We start from the raw sequence: 24,340 nt of genomic DNA, 5'->3' as shown, positions 1-24,340 counted from the left end.
GACGGGCCTGGCTCCTTACAGCGCGAAGGCGTCGACGTCGCCCCAGTGACGGCGCAGTGTAATAGCGGCGGCGGGTTCGGTATTGTCAAAGACGACCGACCATTGCGTATTGCTGGTGATGTCTTCCGGATTGGGCTCTTGCGCTGCGGCGCGCAGGGCTTCCCAGGCAATCGTTTCGTCCTGGGCACCGACATGGGCGTCAAGGACATCGGCGATTGCGACGGCGCGCTCTTTACCATGGCCCAGCTCGCCGTTCTTTTGGTTGGGGAGCACTTCGTCGCCATAGCAGGCGTAGAAGTTCGTAACCTGGCGTACAGGAGTCGCTTTGAAAGCGCGGTCCGGATCGCGCGGGTCCCACTCTACTACGCGCGCGTCACCGGCGGCGTCGTTGATAAAGAAGTGGTAATCGCGTCCTGCCATGGCGTGCATGTCGTAGGCGGAAAGCAGGTCGACAGCTTCTTGCGTGGTGGCGGCACGGTCGAGCACCAGACGGATGGCGAGCGAGGTATTGATGACGGGGCGTTGCGTGTCCTGGTCACAGGGCTTGGAATCCAGGGTGAGTACGGCAACGGACACGCCGCATTCGTTAACACCGTCGAGCTGGGCAAACGGGCCCATGAGTGCGGCGACGCGTCCGGCGACGGAGTCAAGCGGAGTGTTATCGCCCAGGTTATTGAGGGCCGCAAAGCCGATGGAGGCATAGCCGCCGCGTGGGTGATTGCGCACCAGCAGCGCCGAGGTGTCGTCCTTAAAGTCGTAATTGCGACCGGTGCGCACGCGGCCTTCGGCATCTACGGCGACAAAAGCGCTGCAGGCAAACTGGGGTGCCTGGACATGTGTCGGCACACCGGGCAGCACCTGCGCCACCACGGCATCGATGTAGGCCTGGTCGTCGCGCACGCCAGCAGCGATGATGCGATCAAGATCGTAGTCGTAGGCGATGTCGATTGCGTACAGGTCATAGCCATCCGCATAGTCGGTCAAGCGTTTGAGCGACGCGGCGGACTTGATTTGCTTGTGATAAACGATACCGGTGACAGCGGCAAGGCCGACGGCGGCTCCCGCGACACCGTAGGCGATGGCAATGTTACGTGGCTTCATGACGACTCCTCTCGTCCTGTTAGCGTAATTGTCGCAAAAGGAGTGCGGGCATGATGACTCAACTTGGTGAGCGGCGCGGAATTAAGCACGGAATGAAGAGTGCGGCGCTGGCGCGGCGGGGTATGCTGGAAGGGACCATCAACCCAGCGAAAGGGGAGAGCATGACGGATCAGGAAACGCCCGAGCGCACGCACGTGACGGCCGACGATATCGAGGCCGCCAACGACCTTATCGACTTTATCGAGGCATGCCCCAGCATGTTCCATACGGCGGCGACCATTATGGCCGAGCTCGACGAGGCAGGCTTTACCTATCTGCCCGAGAACGCGGCATGGGATATCGAACCGGGCGGTCGTTACTACACGCAGCGCAATACTTCGAGCGTTATCGCCTTTAAGGTGGGCGAGGACTTGGCTGCGACGTGGGGCGAGGACGGCGTTGCCGGTGACTATCATTTTCAGCTCACGGCGTCGCACAGCGATTCGCCGACGTTTAAGGTCAAGGCCGTGCCCGAGCTCGATGGCGCAGGCGAGACGTTGCGCCTGAACACCGAGGCTTACGGCGGCATGATCGACTACACCTGGTTCGATCGCCCGCTGGCGCTCGCGGGCCGCGTGCTGGTGCGCGAGGGTGACCGCATTGAGAGCCGCCTGCTTGCCACCGAGCGCGAAGTCGCCATCATCCCGAGCCTTGCCATCCACATGAACCGCGGCGTTAACGAGGGCTTTGCTCCCAACCGAGCCGTCGACCTGTGCCCGCTCATCAGCGCCGGCGAGCTTAAGCAGGGTGACTTCGATGCCCTGATCGCCGAAGAGCTGGACGTTGAGCCCGAGCAGATTCTGGGCCGCGATCTGTTCCTGGTCAATCGTCAGGATGCGCGCATTTGGGGCTGGGCCGACGAGTTTATCTCGACGCCCAAGCTCGACGACCTGGCCTGCGCCTACACCTCGCTGCAGGCATTTTTGGGTGCCGAGAATGCGCACGACGTTTCGGTCTTCTGCTGCTTCGATAACGAGGAGGTTGGCTCCGAGACCAAGCAGGGCGCCATGTCGACGTTCTTGGCCGACGCGCTGCGCCGCATCAACGGGTCGCTGGGCTTCGATGGCGAGTCGTACCACCGCGCACTTGCCGCTTCGATGCTCGTGAGCTGCGACAACGCGCATGCCGTGCACCCCAACCACGCCGAGAAGTGCGATGCCCGCAACCGGGTTGTGCTTAACGGCGGCATCGTCATCAAGGAAGCCGCCAACCAGCACTACTGCACCGATGCTTTTAGCCGCGCGGTGTTCCAGGCTATCTGCGATGACGCCGACGTGCCCACGCAGGCCTTCGCCAACAAGAGCGATATGGCCGGCGGCTCCACGCTCGGCAATCTGTCCAATATGCAGGCGAGCATGCATGCCGTGGACGTGGGCCTGCCGCAGCTGGCCATGCACTCGAGCTACGAGACCGGCGGCGTGCGCGACGTGATGTACGCCATCCGCGCCCTTACCGCCTTCTACGAGCGTGACCTGACCATCAACGGAGCCGAAAGCGTGGAGCTCTAAAACCTGCCAAAAAGGGATGTTAATTTCGGCAGGTTTTATCTGGGCGAATGCAAAAGGTGAAACCGAACTGGATTGGTGATGCGTAGCCGCCGAGGTGCAGTGTGCCTCGGCGGCTTTTTGTGTACAGAGTACGGCTGATGCTTGTAAATGCTATACATGCTTTACGTATCTACCATAGAGTTTTATGATAGTTTTGAAGTATTAAGGAGGGGTCATGACCACAACAGCCGCTCAGATCAACGTACGTCTCGATGCCGATCTTAAAAGGAGTGGGGACGCCGCTCTCTCCAAGGCCGGTATGACGCCGAGCCAAGCGGTGCGAGCGCTCTGGCAGCTTGCAGCGTCGCTGGCCGATCGCCCCGGTGCGCTCGAGGATATCCTGCTGCCCAGTCGTGCCCGGGCGGAACAGCGCGAGCGCGAAAAGGCTGTCAAACGTAAGCTCGAGCTTATGGATCAGGGGTCGAAGCTGTTCGCTGCCGCTTGCTGTGAATCGGGAATCGATATGGTCAAGGCTCAGCCATCGGACGACGAAGAGCTCAAACGGAATGCCTATGCGGATCGCTATGGCGAGGAGATGAGCTGGCTCTATGAGTGAGACTCCAAAGCGCATCTTGGTTGACACCAACGTGTGGCTCGATTACTTCATTCCCTCACGACGTGGTCGTTCGGTGGCGATTGAGTTTTTACGCGATGCATGCACGGCGCAGGTTGATTTGCTGTATGCGGCGACATCGTCCAAAGACCTGTTTTATTTGATTTCAAGCGAACATAAGGCATGGTATCGGCGCGAGCATGGTTCGCTTTCCCAAGATGCCGCTGCGGCAGCGACATCGCTTGCATGGGATTGTCTTAGCGTGCTGTCGCAGCTTGCCACGCCAGTGCCCTGTGACCTGAGCGACATCTGGATGTCGAGCAGGCAGCGTGAGCTCCATAGCGATTACGAAGACGATTTAATCATTGCGGCAGCGATACGCGCTCAATCAGATCTACTGGTCACCAACGATGTCAAACTCTGTTCACACGCACCCGTCGCAGCAATGAGTGTAGAAGACGCAAAAAATTATTTAGCAACGCTCTAGCAATTTGAAGACCCTGCAGGTTGAGCAAACGTCAGCGAGAGCCCGCCAGAGTGAGCAAGGTGACGTGAAAGAGGAGGGCATAGGCCTTTTGGCCATGCCCGACGATTGAACGTCAGATTGCCGCTCTGGCGGGCTCGCAGCGTCGAGGGGTTCCGGCGTTTGGCAAAACGCCGGAACAATTAGTGTTCGATCCAGCAGCGCAGGGTCTCGCCGGCCTGCAGGTGACGCAGATTCTCCGCGGCGATGTCGACCACGTTGTTGAGCGTGGCGGCCAAGTGGAACCAGCCGGAGATGTGCGGCGTGATGAGCATGTTGGGCGCATCCCACAACGGGCTTGTCTCGGGCAGCGGCTCGGGGTCGGTGACGTCGACCGCGGCGCCGGCGAGATGTCCTGATTCCAGGGCGGCAACTAGGTCGTCGGCAACCACAAGATCGCCGCGGCCGCCGTTGGCAAAGAAGGCGCCCGGCTTCATCGCGGCGAAGAACTCGGCGTTCGCCAGGCCGCGGGTCTCGGGTGTGCTGGGCATAAAGGATGCGACGACGTCTGCCTCGGCCAGGCGCTCGGGCAGGGCATCCATGCCGTCCATGTCCTCAAACACAATGGGGTAGACGAGCGGATGGCGCTTGATGCCGCGGACGTGCGCGCCCATGCTGCGGCAGAGCGTGGCGAAGTGGCCGCCGATGTCGCCCGCGCCCAGCACCAGCACATTGGCATTTTTGAGCGAGGTGACCGGCCCCAAATCCTCCCAGCGATGCTCGCGCTGCAAGTCGTGATAGCCGGGCAGGCGCTTCATCATGGAAAGGACCATGGCAAACATATGCTCGCTCACGGCCTGACCATAGGCGCCGATTGAGCAAGACAGCTTAGCTTCAGCCGGCACGGTGCCGGCGGCAAGGTAGTCGTCATAGCCGACGGTCTGCAATTGCAACAGCTGGAGGTGCTTGCACGCGGTAAGCAGGGCAGGGTCGATGTTGCCCAAGATCACGTCGGCATCGGCGACCTGCTTGCGCGTGGCGGCGTCGGCGCTCGTGTAGATAAAGTCCTCGCCCGGAGCGCTCGACTCAAGAATTGCGCGATGGCGGTCATTGACGGGCAGCAAAACCAGGATGTTCACAAGCAGTCCTCTCCGCTCGACCTGCAAAAAGGGACAGGTTTTTTGGCAGGTTTTATCAGGCAAAACGTTCAAATAAAACGCCGGATACAAGACGAGCGTGCCCGTCAGCATCCGGCGCATCCACGGTTACCAGCTCAGCAGTTCGTAGCCGTCCTCAGTCACCACGAGCTGTACCTCGCACTGGGCCGAATCGCTGCCGTCCTTGGTGCGCACGCACCAGCCGTCGCCCTTGCTAATCTTGATGTCGGGCGCTCCGGCATTGACCATGGGCTCGATGGTAAAGACCATGCCCGGAGCCATGATGGTGTCCACATCGGGCGCCTCGGTGGTAAAGCCCACAAACGGGTCCTCGTGGAACTCCTTACCGATTCCGTGTCCGCCGTACTCGCGCACCACGCTAAAGCCGGCGTCCTCGACGGTCTTTTGCACAGCCTCGGCCATCACGGACAGCGGCAGCCACGGCTTGACGGCGGCAAGGCCAGCCTCCACGCTGGCGCGGGTGACGTCGACCAGGCGCTGGCGCTCGGCCGAGACCTCGCCGATGCAGAACATACGGCTCGAGTCGCTAAAATAGCCGTCTAGGATCGTGGAACAGTCCACGTTGATGATGTCGCCCTCGTGCAGCACGTCCGTATCGCAGGGAATGCCGTGGCAGACCACGTCATTGATCGAGGTGCACACGCTCTTGGGGTAGCCCTCGTAGTTGAGGTCGGCCGGCGTGCCACCGTGCTCGACGGTGTAGTCGTAGATCATCTGGTCAATCTGGTTGGTGGTCATGCCTGCGGCGATATGCTCGCCCACATAATCGAGCACGCCCACGTTGATGGCTGCCGAGCGCTTGATGCCCTCGATATCGGCGGGAGTCTTGTAGAGCGTACGGGGCAGAACCTCCCAGCCCTCCTCCCACAGGCGCTCGAGGCGCTCGTCGAAGGCGCTATGGCATTTCTTATATTTCTTGCCGCTGCCGCACCAGCAAGCGTCGTTGCGGCCGGGCACGGGTCCTTTGTCATACATGGCTAACTTCCTTTCATCCGCAGCTAGTATAGCCCACCCACGCGGCCATAAAAGTTGCGGTGATATAGTTCCGATTTAAGCGGTTTAACAGCACAAATAGGAACTATATCACCGCAACTGATGGGGCGGGATGGCGGGCACTAGCTGCTGCGTGGTTTTGCTAGTAGCTCACCTGGCAGGGAATACCGAGGGCGCGCACGCGCGCGGCGATGGCGTCGAGCACCTCGGGCGCTGCTTTGGCAAGGCCGGCGACTGGTGTCTCGCGCGCGACCGTGTAGATGGTCGCCTCCTGCGGACGAATGCGCTCAAGCGCCGCGAGCCAGGGGGCAACATACTCCTCGCCGGTATTGTCGATGAGCTTGCCCTGATACTCGCCGGTCAAAAAGATCGTCTGGATAATAACGTGACCGTCAAAGCTTGCGAACGTCTCGATCTGGTGTTCGACGTTGTAGGGGCCAACAGGCTGGTCGAGCAGCTGGATAAACGCCGGGTCGACGGTATCGAGCTTAAGAATGTTGTCGTCGACCATCATGAGCGCGTCGTGCACCTCGGGGCGGCCGGCGCGTGTGCCGTTGGAGAGCACGGCGATCTTGGAGTTTGGGGCAAGCTCGTCGCGCAGTGCGACGGCACCGGCGATGGCCTGCGGAAACTCCGGCGCGGCGGTGGGCTCGCCGTTGCCGGCAAACGTGATCACATCGGGGAGCTCGCCCTCGGCTGCCATCTCGCGCAGCTTTGCCTCGAGCGCGTCGAGTACCACGGCAGCTGTGTTGTACGGCTCGTGGCAGGGGCGCTCGGCGTTGAGGCCGTTCTCGCAGTAGATGCAGTCGAACGTGCAGATTTTGCCGCTGGCCGGCATCATGTTGACGCCGAGCGAGAGACCAAGGCGACGGCTGCGAACGGGTCCAAAGATGGGGCTGGCATTCAAAAATGTAGACATAGGCATATGCTCCTCAAGACTATTGCGCCTAAGCATAGCATCGGCTCCAAAGCGAGGTGTGGGCTCTTGCTTTACAAGTTTCGTTTTTTCACGTCGCTCATGATGCCGTGCCATGAAAAGCCTCGGGTCGGGTACAGTTAATCTGTTAACAAGTCGTAAGGCAATGCGGGACCATTCAGCCGTACTGACGTGCAATTGGATGGGCATTGATGATGGGGGCACAACATGGATTTTACGGTCGAGAATGCGGGCACCACGATTGCCTGTCGCGAATATGCCGGCCCGGATGTGTCGCCTGATACTCCTGCCTTGGTGTGCGTGCACGGCGCTTGTGTTGACGGCACATTTTTCGACGGCATCGCTTGTGAGCTCAGCCGCAACTACCGCGTAATTGCCTACGACCGCCGCGGCTGTGGTGGCAGCAGCGAAGCGGCAGACGGCAGCTATGATCTTGCCGCTCAGGCCGCCGACCTGCAGGCCGTGATCGAACACGTTGGCGCTCCGACAAATGTGCTTGCGCACAGCGCCGGTACGTTGGTGGCGCTGGAGCTTCTTCGCACTGAACCCCATCTCGTCGCCCGTGCGATTCTGCATGAGCCGGCTGTGTCGGCCGAAGGCGTCGGCATGGGCGCAGCCCCGGTTTTGCTCGATATGATTGCGGCTGGAAAGGTTTCAAGGGCGCTCCGGCTTTTCTTGGGAGCCCTCGGCGACTTGGATCCCGAGGCTCCTGGGACGACCGAAGCGGAAGCCAAACATGCCCTGCGCAATGGTCGTTGCTTCATGGCCAATGAATACGGGATTACTATGACCTGCGTTCCCGATTGGGATAGCGTTCGCGCGTCAAAAACGGTGGCCGCCGTGCTCCTGGGCGAGCTCTCGATTGGCACGCCCCGCGAGGCTGGCACGCGAGCGGCTGCCGAATATCTCGATTGCCCTCTCGTGACGATCCCGGGCGCGCATAACGGTCTGCGCGATCGCCCGGCAGCGGCTGCCCGGGCTGTCCGTGGCATCCTGGGGCTCTAACACCCGCAATGGCCAAAGCAGGCTTCACCCGCAAACGTTTCGGCCGTGTTAACAAATGTGCTCAAAACCTCACGTCTGCGACTTCAATCGCGCCGTCTGCCAGGTCATAAAAATGTAACAGCATTCACGTGCTTACCTGCATCGGCAAGGTGTTACCCTTGTAACATTTGGAACCCACCGCTACCATGCGAAACTATCGAAAGGGCCCCATATGCTCAATAATCACGAGGTCAATCTAACCGACGAGGAGGCTGCCGCCGAGGTCGCCCGTGTCGCGAAGACCTACCCCGTGGTGCGTTTGCTGTCGGCCGATCAGATTAAGAGCGAGCCTAACTGCCTGCTCGCCGGCGATCGGTGTCCTTGTCTGCGTCTGTCAAGTCTTGAGGCCTTGACAGATTCCGATGAGGTGTCGGAGCAACTGCTCAACGATGGCGTTGAGTACCGCGCTCATCTGCGCCCTCTGAAGGTCGAGGGCGAGCCTCACGTCCTGCTGATGGTGCGTCCGATCGATGAGCAAGAGGCTGCAGAAGAGGACCTTGTCTACACCGACGTGCTGACGAGCGTGCATAATCGCCGATATTACGAGGAAAAGCTCCGCAACGCCCGCATGAATGCCGGCGTTGCGATGATCGACCTTGATGATTTTAGGGTCTTCAACGATACGTGTGGCCGTCATGCCGGCGACCTTGCGCTCGGTGCTGTGGCGACAGCCATGCGCAGCAGAATCCGTTCGACTGACGAGCTTGTGCGCTATGGCTGCGACAAGTTTGTGGTTGTCATGTCCAATATTCCCTCCGATGACTTCACCCGTCGCCTGCATCAGGTGTCCGATGCCGTTCGTTCCACGATTATTCCGGGCCATGAGTACGTGAGCTTGACGGCATGTGTTGGTGGCGTTCGCATTCATGGCGAGACGGTCGATGAGGGCGTTGGCCGCGCTGTCCAGTTACTGAGCCGCGCTAAGGCAAAAGCCGGTACGGTCGTGACCGATGCCGATTCCATCGAGGCCTTCCAAAGCGAAAAGCCTTTGGTGCTTATTGTCGATGACTCCGAGATGAACCGAGTCATTCTCAATGAGATGCTCAAGGACGAGTATTGTGTCCTCGAGGCCGATAACGGTCGTGCGGCGCTCGACATGGTCGACCGCTATGGCGATGAGTTGTCGCTCGTGCTGCTGGACATTATCATGCCGGGCATAAGCGGCTTTGAGGTGCTGGCCGATCTGTCACGCCGATCGGGCATCGACAATCTGCCTGTCATGATGATTTCGAGTGAAGATTCCGATGATATGGTTCTGCGCGCGTACGAGCTGGGCGCCTCAGACTATATCAACCGCCCGTTTGACTCCCGTATCGTGCGCCGCCGCGTAAACAACACCATCCGCCTGTACGCCAAACAGCGCCGCCTGACGAGCCTGCTGTCCCAGCAGTACAACGAGCGCGTCAAGAACAGTCGCATGCTCATCGACATCATGGCTGGCGTCATGGAGCTTCGCAACGGCGAGAGCGGCAGGCACGTTACGAACATCGAGAAGCTGACCGAGCTGCTGCTTGGCTGTCTGGTCCAGCGTAGCGGCACGATCTTCCTCGACAATGAGGAACGCTCCACGATCGCCCTGGCTTCGGCGCTGCACGATATCGGCAAGATGTCGATTGACGATGCGATTCTCAACAAGCCCGGACGCCTTACGCCCGAGGAGTTCGAGATCATGAAGACGCATACCACGATCGGCGCCGATATGCTGCTTGAGCTGGGTAGCCATCACGCCGGCAATGCGCTTATGGAATATGCGTACCAGATTGCGCGTTGGCATCACGAGCGCTGGGACGGCAAGGGTTATCCCGATGGCCTCAAGGGCGACGATATCCCCATCGCCGCGCAGGTGGTCTCGGTGGCCGACGTGTACGATGCACTGACGAGTGTGCGCGTGTACAAGGACGCTATCCCGCACGAGGAGGCAATTCAGATGATCCTGGACGGTAAGTGCGGCACCTTTAACCCGCTGCTGCTCGATTGCCTGCTCGAGGTGCAAGACCAAATTGCCGAGACGTTGGCACGCCCCGCCGACGTCGTCGCGTTTCCCACGATTTAGTTTGACCAAAGGAGTTTTTAATCCATGATTTCCATGCGTGAGGCGTATGAGAAGATCGGCGCTAATTATGACGATGCGTGCGCTCGGCTGATGGGCGAGGAAATGCTTGCCCGCTTTGCCCTCAAGTTTTTGGATGACGAGAGCATGGACAAGCTGGAGGCTGCCATGGCGGCAGGAGACGCCAGGGCAGCGTTTATGGCAGCGCATACGCTCAAAGGCGTGAGCCAGAACCTGGGATTCGATAATCTGTACGAGCCAGCGGTCGTGGTGACCGAGGCACTGCGCGGCGCCGATGCCGTTGACGGCGCTCGCGCGGGAATGCATGCGCTGCAGCAGCAATATGCGGCCACGATGTCGGCCCTGCGCGAGGCGGCTGAATAAGGGCTTGCGAGCCTTGATGACTATGAGAGTGGATAATCTCCCGTTTTAGGCCCGGTGGCGGCCTCAAAGTGGGAGATTATCCACTCTCGTTCGATACGTGTCCAAAAATCCACGCTCACCCCTTCTGATTAGTGAATGGGCTATGCGCACTGGTGGGGCTTTCCGCATGCAATCCATATCGTTGTTCGATAAACTATTCGAATAACGATAGATTCGATGAGGGTGAGTGTATGTCCAACAGCGTTCAGCGTATGGCCAAGGCGGGCGAAAATATCAGGAAGCTTGGTTTTTGCATGGCAGCCGTTTTTGCAGGGATGCTCGTCGCTTTTGCCGCGTTGGTTGTTTACGTGATCTGGTATGCGGTTGCAAACGTTGCTTCTGTCGATTCTTTCGGTGTCGTGACGCTTCTCGATGGCGGGTGCATCGTTATCCCAAGCGGACTGTGCCTGGCGCTCGTCGTGGGTATTTCGCTTGTCGTTTTGTGCGGGATCAGCCGTAATATCTCTCGGGGCGTCTCGCCCTTTACCAAGACGCATGTGCGGCTTATCCGTGTTCTCGCGCTTGCCTTTGCTGTTAACGCCGCGGTTTCGCTTGTTGGTGCCTATGGATCGGTTAGTCTCACCATTGGCGGACTGGAGCTTTACATCGTGCCTCATTCCTTCGTTATTGAGATTTGCCAAGGCGCTACCTTTGATGCGGGGTCGTTTATCGGCGCAGTTGTCTGTCTGTGTATCTCGGTGATCTGGAGTTATGCCTCGCTGCTCCAAGAGCAGTCTGACGAGCTTGTGTAGGAGGAAGCATGAGCTATCTCATCATCGAGCTTGAGACGCAGCTGCTTAAGACCGGAAAGACCAGTGCTGATCTGATTCGTGCCACGGGGCATACTCCGGCTAATATTTCTAAGCTAAGAAACGGAAAAATAAAAGCTATTCGCCTTAAGACGCTTCTCGAAATCTGTGATGAGCTTGATTGTCAACCGGGAGATATTATTCAGCGCGTGAGCGAGAAAGAGCTTGAGGAGCTTATTGTTGAGCGTGCAAAAAACGTTGTGAGGCAGATGCGGGACGGCGGAGGCAATGAGGCGTCGCTTCCGACATCAGTCTTTGCTGTCGATTTGAGCGACGAGTAGCTTAAGGCGAACAACTAAAACGAAATATCAGCGTGAAGGGACCCGTGTCTAACACGGGTTCTTTCTTCTAGATTATCTTGACAAATACGAGTTATCGAAAAACAATAACTACAAGTAACCACGATAAAAGAAAGGAGGAACGATATGAGCGCATCAGCGATAAAGCTATCGAAGGTGTCGAAGCGCTATGGAAAACGGCGTGTGTTGCATGACGTTTCCTTCGAGGTGGATCAGTCTGAGCTTTGCGCCCTTGTTGGTGCAAACGGGGCAGGCAAAAGCACGCTCATTAAAATCGTATTGGGCCTCTGCGAGCCATCGTCGGGGAGCGTGGAGCTCTTTGGAGGCAAGTCGAAAAAAGACCTGAGCTTGATGCGGGCGCGTGTCGGCTACGTGCCAGATTCCAGCGGTGCATACCAATCCCTCAGTGCGGCTGAGAATCTTCGGATCCGATGTGCGGAATGGGGGCTCGATGAGAAACGTGAGGTTCCTCGCGTCTTGGGCCTAGTCGGGCTGGACGTCGATGAGAAAAAGAGTGTGAGCAGTTTTTCTCTGGGAATGAAACGGCGACTGGATATAGCTACGGCTTTGTTGGGCGACACCGACGTACTAATTTTCGATGAGCCGGCAAATGGGTTGGACCCGCTGGGCATCGAGAGTATATGGGCCCTTATCGGCCGATTGAATCGAGAACAGGATAAGACCATGCTCATCTCTAGCCATGATTTGGATGAGCTGGCATCGGTTGCAACATGCTGCCTGTTTCTTCATGACGGCGAACTGCTGAAAAAGGAATCGATGGACGTCATAAGGGATGAGGCGCCATCCCTAAAAGAGTATTACAGGCGCTTGATGAAGGCGGTCTCGCTATGAAGCGGGCGATCCATCCCATAAAGGCAGATATGATGCGTTTGCACAGGATGTTTCCGGCGAAGTTTGGTCTTGCGCTTATGCTGGCGTTCGGCCTTCTCTTCGGTGTCTTTCTAAAAAACGGAACAACGTTGCTAGCCTCTGGCTATGGCGTTTGTGGGGAGGATATTGGTTTCATCTGGAATGCAATCGATCCTTCTGCGCCTGATGAGTCCCTTGCGCGCAGCGCTTTTGCCGGTACATCCCTGTTCGTTCCGCTCATCGTTTGTTTGGCGCTTTTACAGGAGCGCGGCTATGAAGAGGGATGCCGAATTTCTTCAGCAAGAGGTCTTACCCGCTTTTATGGGGTTCTAGCACATGCGCTTTCGTCTGCTTTAATAATTGGCGCAGCATATAGTGCGCTTTGCTTTCTTCTGTTTGCAATAGCCATAATACGTGGAGGGCATAGCTACGCGCATGGCATGCTGGCTGCATTTTTGCCTGCAATGATAGTCAACACCGTATTGGTGATATCGATTGCGCTGGAGACGGTGACCATCTATCGGATTACAGGCAGCGCTGTATTGAGCGGGGCTGCAATAATAATCGGATTTGTCATGAGCTTGACGCTCTACGGAGCCTTCCTTCAGGCACCTATACCATCCTTGCGATGGATCTTCTTCCTTCCTGGGCCGTACCTTGGAGTCGGATGTGCCCTTGGGTATAGCGATATGGGGCAACTGGCGCTTCTGGGCTATGGCGTGGCAGCCAGCTGTTTATCGGTATTGATTTACGCGCTCGTGAGCTTTCGTGCTGGGGGTGTGCTCAATGGCTCGTCAGATTAAAAGATTCCTCCATTCAGAATTGAAGCACGTGAGTAAATGGACGTACGCCTTAATCCCGGTAATTTATGCGTGCATGGTGGTATTGCAGCTTAATTCTTTCCCGATGTGGTTCTGTAGTCTCCGTGAGAACAGTTTCTTGGGCTTTTTCCCAGACCCGACGCTTCTGCTATCGGCGGAGGATGTCCTTCTATTTGGTAATGCAGAGGTTTTTCGCGGTCTGCTGTTCAACGTAGCCCCGTTGGCTCATGCATTGTTCTTTCCGTTCATCGCGGCTTGTATTGTGCCGCGCTTTGTCAGTTCGGGCTTTGTCGAGGAACCGTGGGGGCTGTCGGAGGCTCGGGGAGGGAAGCGGGCGTGCGCTATCGTTGCGCGAACGGTGCTGTCTTCTTTCGCCCTATTGGGCGCGTTTATCCTGTCAAGTGTCGTTTTGTACTGTCTTAACTGTGTAATCGTTTTGGATGCTCAACAGTGTTTCAACCTGAATATGTTTTGCTATCGACTTCTTCTGGCGAGTGCCGTCTGCCTTGCATATGTGGTCTCTTGCGTGATCGTTGTTTCCTATTTTGGGTCCGGCTTCGGTCCTATTGGCATGCTGTTGCTTGTCAATGTCGTAACGCTCTACATACAGGTCGGAGCCAATTCCATGCTTCCGTTTCCGTCCTCGATGCTCATGTGGATTTGCGGCGTGACCCCGTTGGGGGATGGTCAATGCACCTCGATTTTAATTGACTGCCTCATAAACGTAGCAAGCGTTTTTGCCATCTGCTTTACCGTCGACCGATTGCGGTCGAGATTTCTTTGATTGTTTGTGAGGGATGAACATACCGAGCATATCAAATACAGGGGGGCGGGCACCGTAGTTGGTGTCCGCCCCCCTAGTATGTGAGGCTTTAGCCTGTGTGGTTCGTAAACTAGCGGGCCTGCTTAACCTTTGCCGCCGCCTCGACAAACGACTTCCACAGGTTAAAGTCGGTCTCGAGCGTCTTCCACGTGTACTCGGGATGCCATTGCACGCCCAAGCAGAATGGCTGGCCTTCGACCTCGATGCACTCGGGAACGCCGTCAGTTGCCTTGGCGACCAAGCGCGTGCTCTTACCCAGACGGTCGACGCAACAGTGATGTGCCGAGTTGGTCTGGATCAGCCTGTGCCCGCCAAGCGCGCGCTCCAGCAGGGAGCCCGGCACGACCTCGACGGGATGCACGGGGTCGTTGAGCACGTGGGTATGGCGCCACTGCGTGCGGCCCTCGCGAGCGCCCAGGCTCGGCACGTCCATGCACAGGGTGCCGCCAGTGGCGACATTGAGCAACTGCGTGCCGCGGCAGGTGGTAAAGAGCGGCTTTTTGGCGCGGAGCACCTCGCCGACCAGCTTAAACTCAAAGCTATCGCGGATCTCGCAACAGAGGGTGGGGTCGTAGGGTCGATCATCGCCCCAACATTTGGGATTGACATCGGGGCCGCCGGGAATGGCGATGCCGTCGGCGATATCGACGTAATGACGGATGACCTCAATGTCCTCGGTGATGGACATCTGCAGCGGCAGGCCGCCGGCGGCAAGGATGGCATCGACAAAGACACTTGCGATTTCCTCGTTGGGGGAGAGCGTCTCGCTTAAAAACGGCTTCGCCTCTTCCCAGCGCGGCGCGACGAGGATGAGCGGGCGGTCGGCGGGATCGACGTCGACGTGCGGGGTGTATGACGATGAAGTGCGAGTTCCGATCATGGGCGTGGCTTTCGAATCCGGGTGGACATGGCGCAGGGCGGCGCGGGGCAAACGCTGCAGATGAATGTGTCCCGCGTGGCAATTGGGTTAGTGGCCCTTGATGGAGTTGAGGAAGTCTTGGGCGCGCTTGGTCTGGGGATGGTCGAAGAACTCGTCGGGCGTGCCGGTCTCTACGATCTGGCCGTCGGCCATAAACACGACGCGGTCGGCCACGCGGCGGGCAAAGTTCATCTCGTGCGTAATCACGATCATCGTCATGCCCTGCTGGGCCAGGCGGACCATGACCTCGAGCACCTCGTTAATCATCTCGGGGTCAAGGGCGCTTGTGGGCTCGTCAAAGAGCATGGCCTTGGGCTGCATGGCAAGCGAGCGGGCGATGGCTACGCGCTGCTGTTGGCCGCCCGAGAGCTGTGCGGGCACCTTGTCGGCCTGCTCGGCAACGCCCACGCGGCTCAACAGATCCATGGCGCGCTCGCGGGCCTCGTCCTTGGAGACGCCCAGCACATCGACCGGTCCCAGCATGACGTTCTGCAACACGGTCATATGCGCGAACAGGTTGAACTGCTGAAACACCATGCCCAGCTCGGCACGCATGCGGGCAAGATCCTTGCCTTCCTGCGGCAGGGGCTCGCCCTCGATGAGAATCTCGCCCGAGTCGATGGTCTCCAAGCGGTTGATGGTGCGGCACATGGTCGATTTGCCCGAGCCCGAGGGGCCGATCACGACGACAACCTCGCCGCGATCGACCGAGAGATTAATGTCGTTGAGGACGTGCAGATCGCCATAGTGCTTATCGACGTGCTTGAGCTCAATCAGCGGCTGATTGCCGGTGGAAGAAGTGCTCTGTGCCATGGTGCTCGGCTCCTTATGACTCGAAATGGTAAATCGTTAGCGAATGATGGTCGCGCCGGTCTTGTGCGAGACGTAGACGGCGGCCTTGTTGATTGCAACGTTGATGAGGATGTAGATGACCGCGATCACCAGATAGACCGACACGAGGGCGTCGTAGTTGGTAATGAGTACGCGGGCGTTTTGCATGAGGTCGGGGTAGCTCACCACGTAGGCGACGGTGGTGTCTTTGACGACGACTACAAGCTGCGAAATCAACGACGGAATGATAAAGCGAATCGCCTGCGGCAGCACGATTTTAAAGGTGATTTTAGCTTTGGCGAGACCGAGCGCCTGGGCGGCCTCGACCTGGCCGCGCGGCACGGCATTGACGCCGGCGCGGAAGATCTCGGCAAGCACACCGGCTGCAGCGAGCGCGACGGGAAGCGTGAGCATCCAAAACGACGGCAGCGCGATCTTGTACTGGGGCAGCACCAAAAAGAAGAAGTAGATGAACAGTAGGCTCGGCACGCCACGGAAGAAATCGGTGAGCACGCGGCAGACCAGCTGCAGCGGCTTGATGTCGCTGGTGCGGCCGAGCATGAGGGCCAGACCCAGTACCAGCGCGATGGCGCCAGCGGTGAGCGCGACCTTTACCGTGCCCTCAAAACCGGCAAGTAAGAACTTCCAGGTAGTGAGGTGCGTAAAGAAATACCAATAGTGGACTGAAAGCTGACCGGTCACATAAAAGCGCTGCAGTACCAGAGCGATGAGCGCGGCCACGGCAACAAGTGAGATGGCGGTGCCGACGCGAATCTTGGCGCGCATCTTGGGGCCGGGAGCCTCGTAGAGCGCATCGCGCATGGTGAGCGCGGAGGTGGAGTGCTTGCTCATCGGAGGATCCTCACCTTCTTATCGATATAGTTGCCAATGTGGCTCACCACAAAGGCTGTGCCCAGGTAGCCGAGCGCCGAGATAAAGAACGCGGCGACGCCGCCGAGCGAGCGCGTGTTGATGTAGCTCACCACGCCGGTGAGCTCCTGCGGTTTCAGCGGCACCTGACTGCCGAGCGCGGTGGTGAGCATGACGGCGATAAAGAGGTTGGTCATGGGCAGCACGCTCGAGCGCAGCGCCTGCGGAATCACGATCTTGGCGAGGATACGGCTGAAGCTCATGCCCAGCGAGCGGGCGGCTTCCACCTGGCCGACACCGACGGTGTTGATGCCGCTCATAAAGTTCTCGGAGCCAAAGGCAGAACCCAAGAGCACTGTGGCGACGATGACGCAGGTGCGGTAGGGCAGGACGACCTTGAGCGGCGGCAGCGCGTAGACGACGATAATGAGCAGCGCGATGCCGGGGATGTTACGGAAGACCTGGACATACAGGTCGCCAAAGACGCGCAGCGGCTTGAGCGGCGACACGCGCATCACGGTGACGGCGACGGCCAGCACCATGGCGATGGCAAACGACTCAAGCGTCATGCCCCAGGTTGCTAGCAGCGCGTCGATATAGTTCTGGCCATAGAGCGACCAGAGCTCGGAGAGACTCATGCGGACCTCCCGCCGATAAGGAAAGGGGCTCCCGTGTGTACGGAAGCCCCGACAACTCAGTGATGAAACAGTTTAGCGCAATAAAGCGAATCATGCGTTTCCGTATGGTTTCGTTGCGGCCGTTACCAGGCTCGCTGCTTAGGCGCCGATCTCGGGCAGCTCGGGAACATTGGTGTCGCCCGTACGGTCGCCGATGCAGATCTGCCACAGCTCGGTCCAGGTGCCGTCGTCCTCGATCTTCTTAAGGAAGTCGTTGACAAAGGCGACGCCGTCGGAATCGAGCGGCAGACCGATGCCATAGGGCTCCTTGCTGCCGAAGGGCTTGCCGGCAATCTTGTACTTACCGGGCTCGCGGACCAGGGCGCTCTGCTGCATGTTGTTATCGATGACGTAGGCGTCAACGCGGCCCTGTTGGAGTGCCTGGCGTGCCTCCTCGTCGGTCTTGAACTCTTGCTGGCTGGCCTTGGGGGCGAACTCCTCCAGAATGGCGGGGCCGTTGGAGCCGGACTGGACGGCGACGTTCTTGTCGGCCAGGTCGTCGACGCTCTTGATGTCGTCGTTATCGGCGAGCACCAGGATGGCCTGCTGGGTGTAGTAGTAGGGGCCGGCGAAGGAGACGAGCTTCTTGCGCTCGTCGGTGATGGTGTAGGTGGCAAAGACAGCGTCGACCTGGCCGTTCTGCAGGACGGACTCGCGCGTGTCCGAGGTCACCTGGGTGATCTCGACCTTGTTCTCGCCCAGAATGTAGTTGGACAGAAGCTGCGCGATGCCGGCATCGAAGCCACGGGTCTGACCGTCTTTCTCGTTGAGGAGGGAGAAGAGCGTAGAGGTCTGAACGCCACCGATCTTAAAGACGCCGGCGTCCTTGACGGCCGTGGCCCAGGTGCTGACGGCGATGGCATCGTCATCGGCCTTGGGGCCGTTGTCGACGAGCTTGTCGAATGCCTTGGCGTCGAGCGTGGTGGAAGCCTCGGTATCTTCGGAGCTCTTGGAGGAGCCAGCGGCGGAACCCTTGTCAGCCTCGGCGCTGGTGTCAGAGCAGCCGGCAAGACCAAGGCCGGCGACGGTTGCGAAGGTGGCGGCAACGAAGCCGCGGCGGTCGAGAACGACCTGCTGGGAGAGGTTCTTGCTCATGGTAGAACACCTTTCTCAATAAAATCCCTAGCGGTTGAGTAGAGTTATACCCTATCGAGCTCAAATGGGTCAACACGAAATAACTCAGAAACATACTTACCTTATGGGTAATTCTTCCTACCAAAAAGGGACAGGCACCTTTGTGGTGGTTCTTGCAGATGTGGTGGCCTGTCTCGCTGCTTTGTCTCAATCTGTAACAGTTAGACGAGGAAATGGGTTCTACCTGTTACAGATCGAGATTTTCTCTTTAGGGGAATTCGAATGTCTCAATCTGTAACATCTGGACGGCCAGAAGGTCTCTATCTGTTACAGATTGAGACAAAGGTCAGGGACTAAGACGTCTTTTCTAGATCTGTAACAGTTAGACGGGAATTCGGGTCCTAGATGTTACAGATCGAGATAATCGCGTCGCGAAAATATAAACCTCCGCAGGGGTGCTTTCCTTGCGGAGGTTTTCTTACTCGTTCAGTAGCCTTACGGCTTCGGCGGCCATGTTCTCGACCGTCATGCCGTTCTGAGCGAGCAGCTCGTTGGGGTCGTAGCGGTCGGGGAATCCCTTGGCGATACCAAAAGTGCGCGTGCGCAGCGGCGTGCAGGCCAGGTAGCACGCCACGCGCTCGCCCCAGCCGCCGTCCAAGATGCCGTCCTCGAGGGTGACGACAACGCGATGCTCGGCGGCAAGGCTGTCGAGGAACTCGCGGTCGAGCTCGGTCGCAAAGCGCGGGTTGACGAGCGTGGCCTCGATGCCGTACTCGGCAGCCAAGCGGTTTGCCACGCGCTCGCCCAGCTCAAAGAAATCGCCAAGCGCGAGCACGGCAACGTCGCGGCCCTGGCGCACGACGTTGTAGCGCGCGACGCCGTAATCGTCGCCCTCGGCAGGCGCCAGATCGGGGCGGCTTACCAGGCCAATGCCCGGCACGCGAATCGCCACGGGATGCTCGCGGTGATCGAGCGACCAGCTCAGCATGGACAGGTATTCCTCCATACAGGAAGGCGCCAGGCAACGCATATTGGGGAGAGCGCCCAGCATGGAAATATCAAAGAACGAAAGATGCGTCTCGGATGTGGTGCCAAAGATCGACGCGCCAAATACCAGGATGGTTGCGGGGGCGTCGTTGAGGCACAGGTCGTGCCACAGTTCGTCGTAGGCGCGCTGCAAAAACGTGCCGTACACGCCAAAGACCGGCTTGGCACCGGCGCTGGCGAGCGCGGTGGCAAAGGTGACGGCGTGTTCCTCGGCAATGCCCACGTCGACAAACTGCTTGCCTGCCGCGGCGCGAAGCTCGGGTGTAAAACCCATGATGTAGGGCGTGGCAGCCGTGATGCCCACAACCTGCGGATCGCGCTCGATGGCAGCGCTCAGGGCCTCGCCCGTAATATCGGCATAGGTGCGCGGCGCAGGCTCGCTCGGATGGCCCGGGCAGAGCTTGCGCCCAGTCGCCATGTCAAACGGACCCACATGATGCCAGCGCTCGGGGTCGCTCTGGGCTGGCTCAAAGCCCTTGCCCTTTGCGGTGGAGACGTGCAGCACGATGGGATGGTCGATATCGCGCAGTTCCTGCAGCGCGTCGACGAGGGCCAATACATCGTTACCGGTGTCCAGATAGCGGTAGTCGAGCCCCATCGCGCGGAAAACGTTGCGCTCACAGGTGCCGTTGCTGGCGCGTAGCTCGGCCAGATTGCGATACAGGCCGCCATGGTTCTCGGCAATGGACTGGTCGTTGTCGTTGACGATGATAATCAGGTTGCTGTCGAGATCGGCGGCATTGTTGAAGCCCTCAAACGCCAGGCCGCCCGAAAGCGAGCCGTCGCCAATAACGGTGATTACGTTGTACGTATCGTCCGCCAGGTCACGAGCGTGTGCCAGGCCGCAGCCCAAGCTCACCGACGTGGAGGTATGGCCCATGGCGAACAGGTCGTGCTCGGACTCGTCGGGATTGGCAAAGCCAGAGGCCTCACCATAACGCTCCGGATCGATATAAGTGTACGCGCGCCCCGTCAGCGCCTTGTGGGCGTAGGTCTGGTGCGAAACGTCAAAGACAATCTTGTCGATGGGGGAGTTAAACACGCGATGAAGCGCAACCGTAAGCTCAACGACGCCTAGGTTGGGGGCAACGTGCCCGCCGACGGCGGCGGAGCTTTCGAGGATTGCCTGGCGGATCTCGCCGCAGAGCAGCGGAAGCTCGGCGCGATCGAGAGCCTTGACGTCCTCGGGCGTTGTCGTTTGCGTAAGCAGCATCGTTGTGGGTTACTCCATGCGAATCGTGCGCCGGCACTCCCTCGGCCGGCACAATTGCACAAGACAGTCTCGCACATTTTGGCGTTTGATATGTGACGGCGGCGCGGTAATTCGCCAACTGGTGGGGCAAAACGTTTTGTCCGATGCCATACTGGTAAATTCGATGATGATTTTATTCATTGCGTGCAGGCTGCGGCTTGCCGCCGAGCGCCGCCGGAAGGAGGCCGCATGTCCGATACCGTTCGTGCCGAGAAAATCGCGCGCGAGGTCGACGATGCCGCCCGTCAGCTTGCCCAGGCGGGCCGCTTGGACCTGATGCATGAGTTTATCCAACATGGCGATGTGACGGTCTATACACATGTGACCTCGGTAGCGCGGGCAAGTCTGTCCTTTGCCGAGCGCCTGGGCCGCGTCGGTATCTCCGTCGACCGCTTATCGCTGCTGCGCGGGGCCCTGCTGCACGATTACTTTCTCTATGACTGGCACGATCCCGACCCAAGCCATCGGCTGCATGGCTTTCGCCACCCGTTTTTTGCCTTGGCGCGTGCGGAGGAAGATTTTGAGCTGACGCCGCGCGAGCGGAATATTATCGTACGGCATATGTTTCCGCTGGTACCGGTGCCGCCGACGTGTCGTGAGGCATGGATTGTGTGCCTGGCGGATAAATGGTGCGCACTGCGCGAGACGATTGCCGGCCGTCTGCCGCGCAAAGGCGGCGCGAACGATTTGAACGAGGGCCCGAGTGACGGCTCGAGCAAAGAATCGAACGAAAAGAGGAGTGAGTAGACGGTGGGAACCGCGATCGACATGGCATTTGACGGCGCGACGCTTGCCGCCTGTCCGCTCTCGGCGCTGGTACTCTCGTTTGCCTTCTACGGTTTTTGCGGCTGGGTATGGGAGTCGACAGTCTGCGCCATGCTCAACCACGGACGCTTTGCCAACAGCGGCTTTTTGCTAGGGCCGTGTTGTCCCATCTACGGTGCGGGCGGCATTGCGTGCTGGTTGCTGCTGCGTGGAATCCCAGACGCCTCGAGCCAGTTTGTCGCTGCCGCGCTCGTATGCAGCGTGATCGAATATAGCGTGGGCGTGCTGTTGGAAAAAACGACGGGTGCCCGGTTTTGGGATTACTCGCATCTGCCGTTTAACCTGCACGGACGCATCTGCCTGTACTGGGCCTGCGCGTTTGGCTTGGGTGCGTTGTGTATTTGCCGTTTAGTGGAGCCGGCATTGCTGGGGCTGCTTGGCCATCTGCCGGTGCTAATCGTGCGCTTGGCCGCCTTTATCGTCGCGGTCGCGATGATGGTCGATGCGGTGTGCTCGTTGGCGAGCTGGCGGCGTCTGTCCGATCAGCTTGAGCGTGTGCGTGCCGACCTTGCCGACCGCATCAATGAGTCGCTTGCCGACGCCTCCGACTCTATGCTCGAACGTATTCCCGATTCGGCGATTGACTCGGTGGCGCAGACGCATATCCGCGGTCGCGCCGTTAACGCTTGGCTGGCCGAGCTGGGCGACGCGGCGCTCGATGCCCTGCGCGAGAAGACTTCGATGCCGACGTTTATCTCGGATGGTGCTCGCGGCCTGGCGCTCGCTGCCCGCCGCGTGGCCGATGCCGCGCCGAGTATGCCGCGTCCGTCGCTCGGTCGTCGCCTTGCCGGCAAGCGCATGAGCCGCCCGGTACCGAGCGTGTCACTCAGCCGCCGCGACCTACGCTTCTTTAACGCCTTCCCGCGTCTGCGCATCAATCGTTACGAGGGTGTCATTCGAGCTACCGACCTCCGCGACCGAGCCCGCGAGCTGTTCCGGCGCTAGCCAGAGCGGAGCCAAGCGCGCCCTTCTCGTTCGCACGTTTCCCGTTCGTTTCGCGTCCGTTGCCGCGCCGTTTCCAAGATTACGGCACCGTTGGAGATGGCACGATCTGGGTCGAGCCGGTCGAAGAAGTCATCCGCATCCGCACCGGCGAGCACGGCCCCGCCGCGGTGTAGGACAATCTTTCGCCTGACGGGCGTGCCTCTCTTGGGGCACGCCCGTTCTCGTCTACAATATCGTGCAGACGAAGGAGAGGCACGCTCATGATCAAGATGTTCGCGAGTGATTTAGACGGAACGCTGCTGAACGCACTGCATGAGGCGGATGGGACCATCCGCCGTGCCATCCGCGAGCTGACCGGGGCTGGCTTGCATGTGGTTCCCGCGACTGGACGCTCGACGTTGCCGATCGGCGAGCATGGCTTTACGGGCCTGGCGCTTGACGCCTGCTGCTCCAATGGGTCCATCGTGCGCGACAGCCATGGTGAGGTGCTCAAGACCTGGACCATCGATCCGCAAGTCACTGAGGAACTGCTCAAGGCGTTTCCGGACATTTGCTTTGATTGCTCCACGCCCGATGGCATGTTTTCGAGCGGTTCGTTCGAGATGCACCAGGCGGGCTTTAAAAAGGACAGTCCCATTAAGCGTATCGTGATGCGTGGCATGCGTGCGCGTGGCGGCTATCACGAGGAGCAGTATTTCGACCAGTCGATCGGTGACATCCTTCGCCACGATGTGTGCAAGATCAACTGCCGCGTAACCTCGCCCGAGCTGGAGCGCGACCTTAAGGCCTATCTTGCCGAGCGATCGGACCGCGTGGTCAACGCGCCGTTCGATCCGGTGATGTTCGAGATCACGGACGTGGCGTGCAACAAGGGCGAGAGTGTGGCCTGGCTGGCGGGCTACTACGGTATTGCCGAGGACGAGGTCGCGGTCTACGGCGACGGCGGCAACGACATCGCCATGCTCAAGCGTTTCCACCGCAGCTACGCGAACAAAAACGCTAGCGATGCAGCTAAGGCTGCCGCGAGCGCAACTATCGGCAGCTGCATGGTCCACGCCGTCCCCAAGCACATGCTCGCCACCATGCGCAAGCAGAACTCCCGCACCGTCATCGAATAATGTGACAAAGGGGCTGTCCCCTCGTCACATTCCAAATATTGCCTTTACGTGTTGATGCACACGGTGTGCAATAATACTCGCACTGTGCAATAGCGCACAGGCTGAGTAACAAGGAGGACGCTTGTCCCAGCTCGAGAAATGCGATCGCCGGTCCCTTCGCTCGCAGCGTGCCCTTCGCCAGGCACTTGCCAGCGAGCTTGCCGAAAGCGGCGACCTTTCGCGCATTAATGTCGCGTCGCTCACCGAGCGTGCTGGCCTTACGCGCCGCACGTTCTATTCGCACTATCGCGATATTCCCGACTTTATCAATCAAATCGAGGACGGCTTGCTGGCCGAGATCCGTGAGCGCATTGAGCTCATCACCGCAGCTCAGCTGCCCGATCTCTACCACAACATCGATGAACTCGAGCCGGCGCCCGGTTCGGTTGAGCTGCTGCGTTATCTTGCGGCCAACCGCGACTTAATCGGTGCGCTGCTGGGTCCGGGCGGCGACCAGGCCTTCATTAAAAGGATTATCGACACCGCGCGTGAGGCTGTGGTGCCGCGTGCGCAGACGGGCATTTTGGGCCTGGCGCTGGGCACGTTCTTTGACTACTACGTCACCTACGTCGTGAGCGCCGAGGTCGGCATGATTCAGCGCTGGTTTGAGCGTGGGCTCACCGAATCGCCCGAGGCCATGGCGCGCATTATGACGGTGCTCGCTTTTGTGCGCCCCGGCGACCTGTATGGCCAACCCATCGATATCAACGTGCCGGAATACGGCATGAAGCTATTGAACTTGCAGCTCGAGGACACGGTCGACACCGCCGCAACCGTCGAGTCCAACAACTAA

At 59.1% G+C, this 24,340-nt stretch carries 25 protein-coding genes; 15 read left to right on the top strand and 10 right to left on the bottom strand.

All coding sequences use genetic code 11. The features are described 5' to 3' along the window. Positions 1 to 15: 15 nt before the first annotated feature. Positions 16 to 1,101 carry a carcinine hydrolase/isopenicillin-N N-acyltransferase family protein gene (locus PMW70_RS03765; protein ID WP_271743923.1) on the bottom strand — a complete coding sequence of 362 codons (1,086 nt, stop codon included), beginning with the start codon at positions 1,099 to 1,101 and terminating at the stop codon, positions 16 to 18. Positions 1,102 to 1,262: 161 nt separating this feature from the next. Between PMW70_RS03765 and PMW70_RS03760 the strand changes: the two genes are divergently transcribed. The 3 genes from PMW70_RS03760 to PMW70_RS03750 all read left to right on the top strand — a co-directional run bounded on the left by PMW70_RS03760 (position 1,263) and on the right by PMW70_RS03750 (position 3,727). Then, positions 1,263 to 2,648 carry a M18 family aminopeptidase gene (locus PMW70_RS03760; RefSeq protein ID WP_233506762.1) on the top strand — a complete coding sequence of 462 codons (1,386 nt, stop codon included), beginning with the start codon at positions 1,263 to 1,265 and terminating at the stop codon, positions 2,646 to 2,648. 214 nt (positions 2,649 to 2,862) lie between these two features. Further along, positions 2,863 to 3,243 (top strand): translation repressor RelB, encoded by a 381-nt coding sequence (locus PMW70_RS03755; protein ID WP_158549108.1) that lies wholly within the window; start codon positions 2,863 to 2,865, stop codon positions 3,241 to 3,243. Beyond that, positions 3,236 to 3,727, top strand: coding sequence for a type II toxin-antitoxin system VapC family toxin (locus PMW70_RS03750; protein WP_271743922.1), 492 nt, complete (start codon positions 3,236 to 3,238; stop codon positions 3,725 to 3,727). The genes PMW70_RS03755 and PMW70_RS03750 overlap by 8 nt, the downstream gene beginning before the upstream one ends. Before the next feature lie 179 nt (positions 3,728 to 3,906). Here PMW70_RS03750 and PMW70_RS03745 read toward each other — a convergent pair whose 3' ends face one another. The 3 genes from PMW70_RS03745 to PMW70_RS03735 all read right to left on the bottom strand — a co-directional run bounded on the left by PMW70_RS03745 (position 3,907) and on the right by PMW70_RS03735 (position 6,793). Further along, positions 3,907 to 4,842 (bottom strand): D-2-hydroxyacid dehydrogenase, encoded by a 936-nt coding sequence (locus PMW70_RS03745; protein ID WP_271743921.1) that lies wholly within the window; start codon positions 4,840 to 4,842, stop codon positions 3,907 to 3,909. Between the two features lie 126 nt (positions 4,843 to 4,968). Continuing rightward, positions 4,969 to 5,856 carry a type I methionyl aminopeptidase gene (map, locus tag PMW70_RS03740; protein WP_055286839.1) on the bottom strand — a complete coding sequence of 296 codons (888 nt, stop codon included), beginning with the start codon at positions 5,854 to 5,856 and terminating at the stop codon, positions 4,969 to 4,971. Positions 5,857 to 6,016: 160 nt separating this feature from the next. Then, positions 6,017 to 6,793 (bottom strand): radical SAM protein, encoded by a 777-nt coding sequence (locus PMW70_RS03735; RefSeq protein WP_271743920.1) that lies wholly within the window; start codon positions 6,791 to 6,793, stop codon positions 6,017 to 6,019. A 225-nt stretch (positions 6,794 to 7,018) separates the two neighbouring features. Here PMW70_RS03735 and PMW70_RS03730 point away from each other — a divergent pair, with 225 nt between their 5' ends. The 8 genes from PMW70_RS03730 to PMW70_RS03695 all read left to right on the top strand — a co-directional run bounded on the left by PMW70_RS03730 (position 7,019) and on the right by PMW70_RS03695 (position 13,911). Then, positions 7,019 to 7,816, top strand: a complete 798-nt coding sequence (locus PMW70_RS03730; protein WP_118334158.1) for an alpha/beta fold hydrolase — start codon at positions 7,019 to 7,021, stop codon at positions 7,814 to 7,816. Positions 7,817 to 8,027: 211 nt separating this feature from the next. Next, on the top strand, positions 8,028 to 9,908 hold the full coding sequence (locus tag PMW70_RS03725) for a diguanylate cyclase (protein WP_271743919.1): 1,881 nt from the start codon (positions 8,028 to 8,030) through the stop codon (positions 9,906 to 9,908). Between the two features lie 24 nt (positions 9,909 to 9,932). Next, complete coding sequence (locus tag PMW70_RS03720; RefSeq protein WP_271743918.1) at positions 9,933 to 10,289, top strand: Hpt domain-containing protein; 357 nt, start codon at positions 9,933 to 9,935, stop codon at positions 10,287 to 10,289. Positions 10,290 to 10,540: 251 nt separating this feature from the next. Continuing rightward, on the top strand, positions 10,541 to 11,080 hold the full coding sequence (locus tag PMW70_RS03715; RefSeq protein ID WP_271743917.1) for a hypothetical protein: 540 nt from the start codon (positions 10,541 to 10,543) through the stop codon (positions 11,078 to 11,080). Positions 11,081 to 11,088: 8 nt separating this feature from the next. Next, positions 11,089 to 11,418 (top strand): helix-turn-helix domain-containing protein, encoded by a 330-nt coding sequence (locus PMW70_RS03710; protein ID WP_271743916.1) that lies wholly within the window; start codon positions 11,089 to 11,091, stop codon positions 11,416 to 11,418. A gap of 144 nt (positions 11,419 to 11,562) precedes the next feature. Next, positions 11,563 to 12,288 carry an ABC transporter ATP-binding protein gene (locus PMW70_RS03705; protein ID WP_271743915.1) on the top strand — a complete coding sequence of 242 codons (726 nt, stop codon included), beginning with the start codon at positions 11,563 to 11,565 and terminating at the stop codon, positions 12,286 to 12,288. Then, positions 12,285 to 13,109, top strand: coding sequence for a hypothetical protein (locus PMW70_RS03700; protein WP_271743914.1), 825 nt, complete (start codon positions 12,285 to 12,287; stop codon positions 13,107 to 13,109). The genes PMW70_RS03705 and PMW70_RS03700 overlap by 4 nt, the downstream gene beginning before the upstream one ends. Next, a complete protein-coding gene (locus PMW70_RS03695) occupies positions 13,093 to 13,911 on the top strand; it encodes a hypothetical protein (protein WP_271743913.1) in 819 nt (272 codons plus the stop codon). The genes PMW70_RS03700 and PMW70_RS03695 overlap by 17 nt, the downstream gene beginning before the upstream one ends. A gap of 109 nt (positions 13,912 to 14,020) precedes the next feature. Here the strand turns inward: PMW70_RS03695 and PMW70_RS03690 are convergent, their stop codons facing one another. From PMW70_RS03690 to PMW70_RS03665, 6 genes are all read right to left on the bottom strand, one after another. After that, entirely contained in the window at positions 14,021 to 14,830 is an 810-nt protein-coding gene (locus tag PMW70_RS03690; RefSeq protein ID WP_271743912.1) for a gamma-glutamyl-gamma-aminobutyrate hydrolase family protein, read from the bottom strand. 87 nt (positions 14,831 to 14,917) lie between these two features. Beyond that, positions 14,918 to 15,682 (bottom strand): amino acid ABC transporter ATP-binding protein, encoded by a 765-nt coding sequence (locus tag PMW70_RS03685; protein ID WP_035137613.1) that lies wholly within the window; start codon positions 15,680 to 15,682, stop codon positions 14,918 to 14,920. A gap of 36 nt (positions 15,683 to 15,718) precedes the next feature. Beyond that, entirely contained in the window at positions 15,719 to 16,552 is an 834-nt protein-coding gene (locus PMW70_RS03680) for an amino acid ABC transporter permease (RefSeq protein ID WP_117640234.1), read from the bottom strand. Beyond that, positions 16,549 to 17,208, bottom strand: coding sequence for an amino acid ABC transporter permease (locus PMW70_RS03675; protein ID WP_022094657.1), 660 nt, complete (start codon positions 17,206 to 17,208; stop codon positions 16,549 to 16,551). The genes PMW70_RS03680 and PMW70_RS03675 overlap by 4 nt, the downstream gene beginning before the upstream one ends. Before the next feature lie 138 nt (positions 17,209 to 17,346). After that, complete coding sequence (locus tag PMW70_RS03670; RefSeq protein WP_271743911.1) at positions 17,347 to 18,342, bottom strand: glutamate ABC transporter substrate-binding protein; 996 nt, start codon at positions 18,340 to 18,342, stop codon at positions 17,347 to 17,349. A gap of 457 nt (positions 18,343 to 18,799) precedes the next feature. Next, positions 18,800 to 20,581 carry a 1-deoxy-D-xylulose-5-phosphate synthase gene (locus tag PMW70_RS03665; protein WP_271743910.1) on the bottom strand — a complete coding sequence of 594 codons (1,782 nt, stop codon included), beginning with the start codon at positions 20,579 to 20,581 and terminating at the stop codon, positions 18,800 to 18,802. Positions 20,582 to 20,809: 228 nt separating this feature from the next. Here PMW70_RS03665 and PMW70_RS03660 point away from each other — a divergent pair, with 228 nt between their 5' ends. The 4 genes from PMW70_RS03660 to PMW70_RS03640 all read left to right on the top strand — a co-directional run bounded on the left by PMW70_RS03660 (position 20,810) and on the right by PMW70_RS03640 (position 24,340). Continuing rightward, the gene (locus PMW70_RS03660) at positions 20,810 to 21,367 is read left to right on the top strand and encodes an HD domain-containing protein (protein ID WP_271743909.1); all 558 of its coding nucleotides are present in this window, start codon (positions 20,810 to 20,812) and stop codon (positions 21,365 to 21,367) included. A gap of 3 nt (positions 21,368 to 21,370) precedes the next feature. Next, positions 21,371 to 22,390: a putative ABC transporter permease gene (locus PMW70_RS03655; RefSeq protein ID WP_233502699.1), complete on the top strand. Its 1,020-nt coding sequence runs from the start codon at positions 21,371 to 21,373 to the stop codon at positions 22,388 to 22,390. Between the two features lie 260 nt (positions 22,391 to 22,650). Then, positions 22,651 to 23,508: an HAD-IIB family hydrolase gene (locus tag PMW70_RS03645; RefSeq protein ID WP_271743907.1), complete on the top strand. Its 858-nt coding sequence runs from the start codon at positions 22,651 to 22,653 to the stop codon at positions 23,506 to 23,508. 121 nt (positions 23,509 to 23,629) lie between these two features. After that, a complete protein-coding gene (locus PMW70_RS03640) occupies positions 23,630 to 24,340 on the top strand; it encodes a TetR/AcrR family transcriptional regulator (RefSeq protein WP_117716946.1) in 711 nt (236 codons plus the stop codon).

The organism is Collinsella aerofaciens, from assembly GCF_028209625.1.
GTDB lineage: Bacteria > Actinomycetota > Coriobacteriia > Coriobacteriales > Coriobacteriaceae > Collinsella > Collinsella aerofaciens_AM.
The sequence above is the reverse complement of the archived record's forward strand: the minus strand, read 5'-3'. Positions and strand labels throughout refer to the sequence as shown.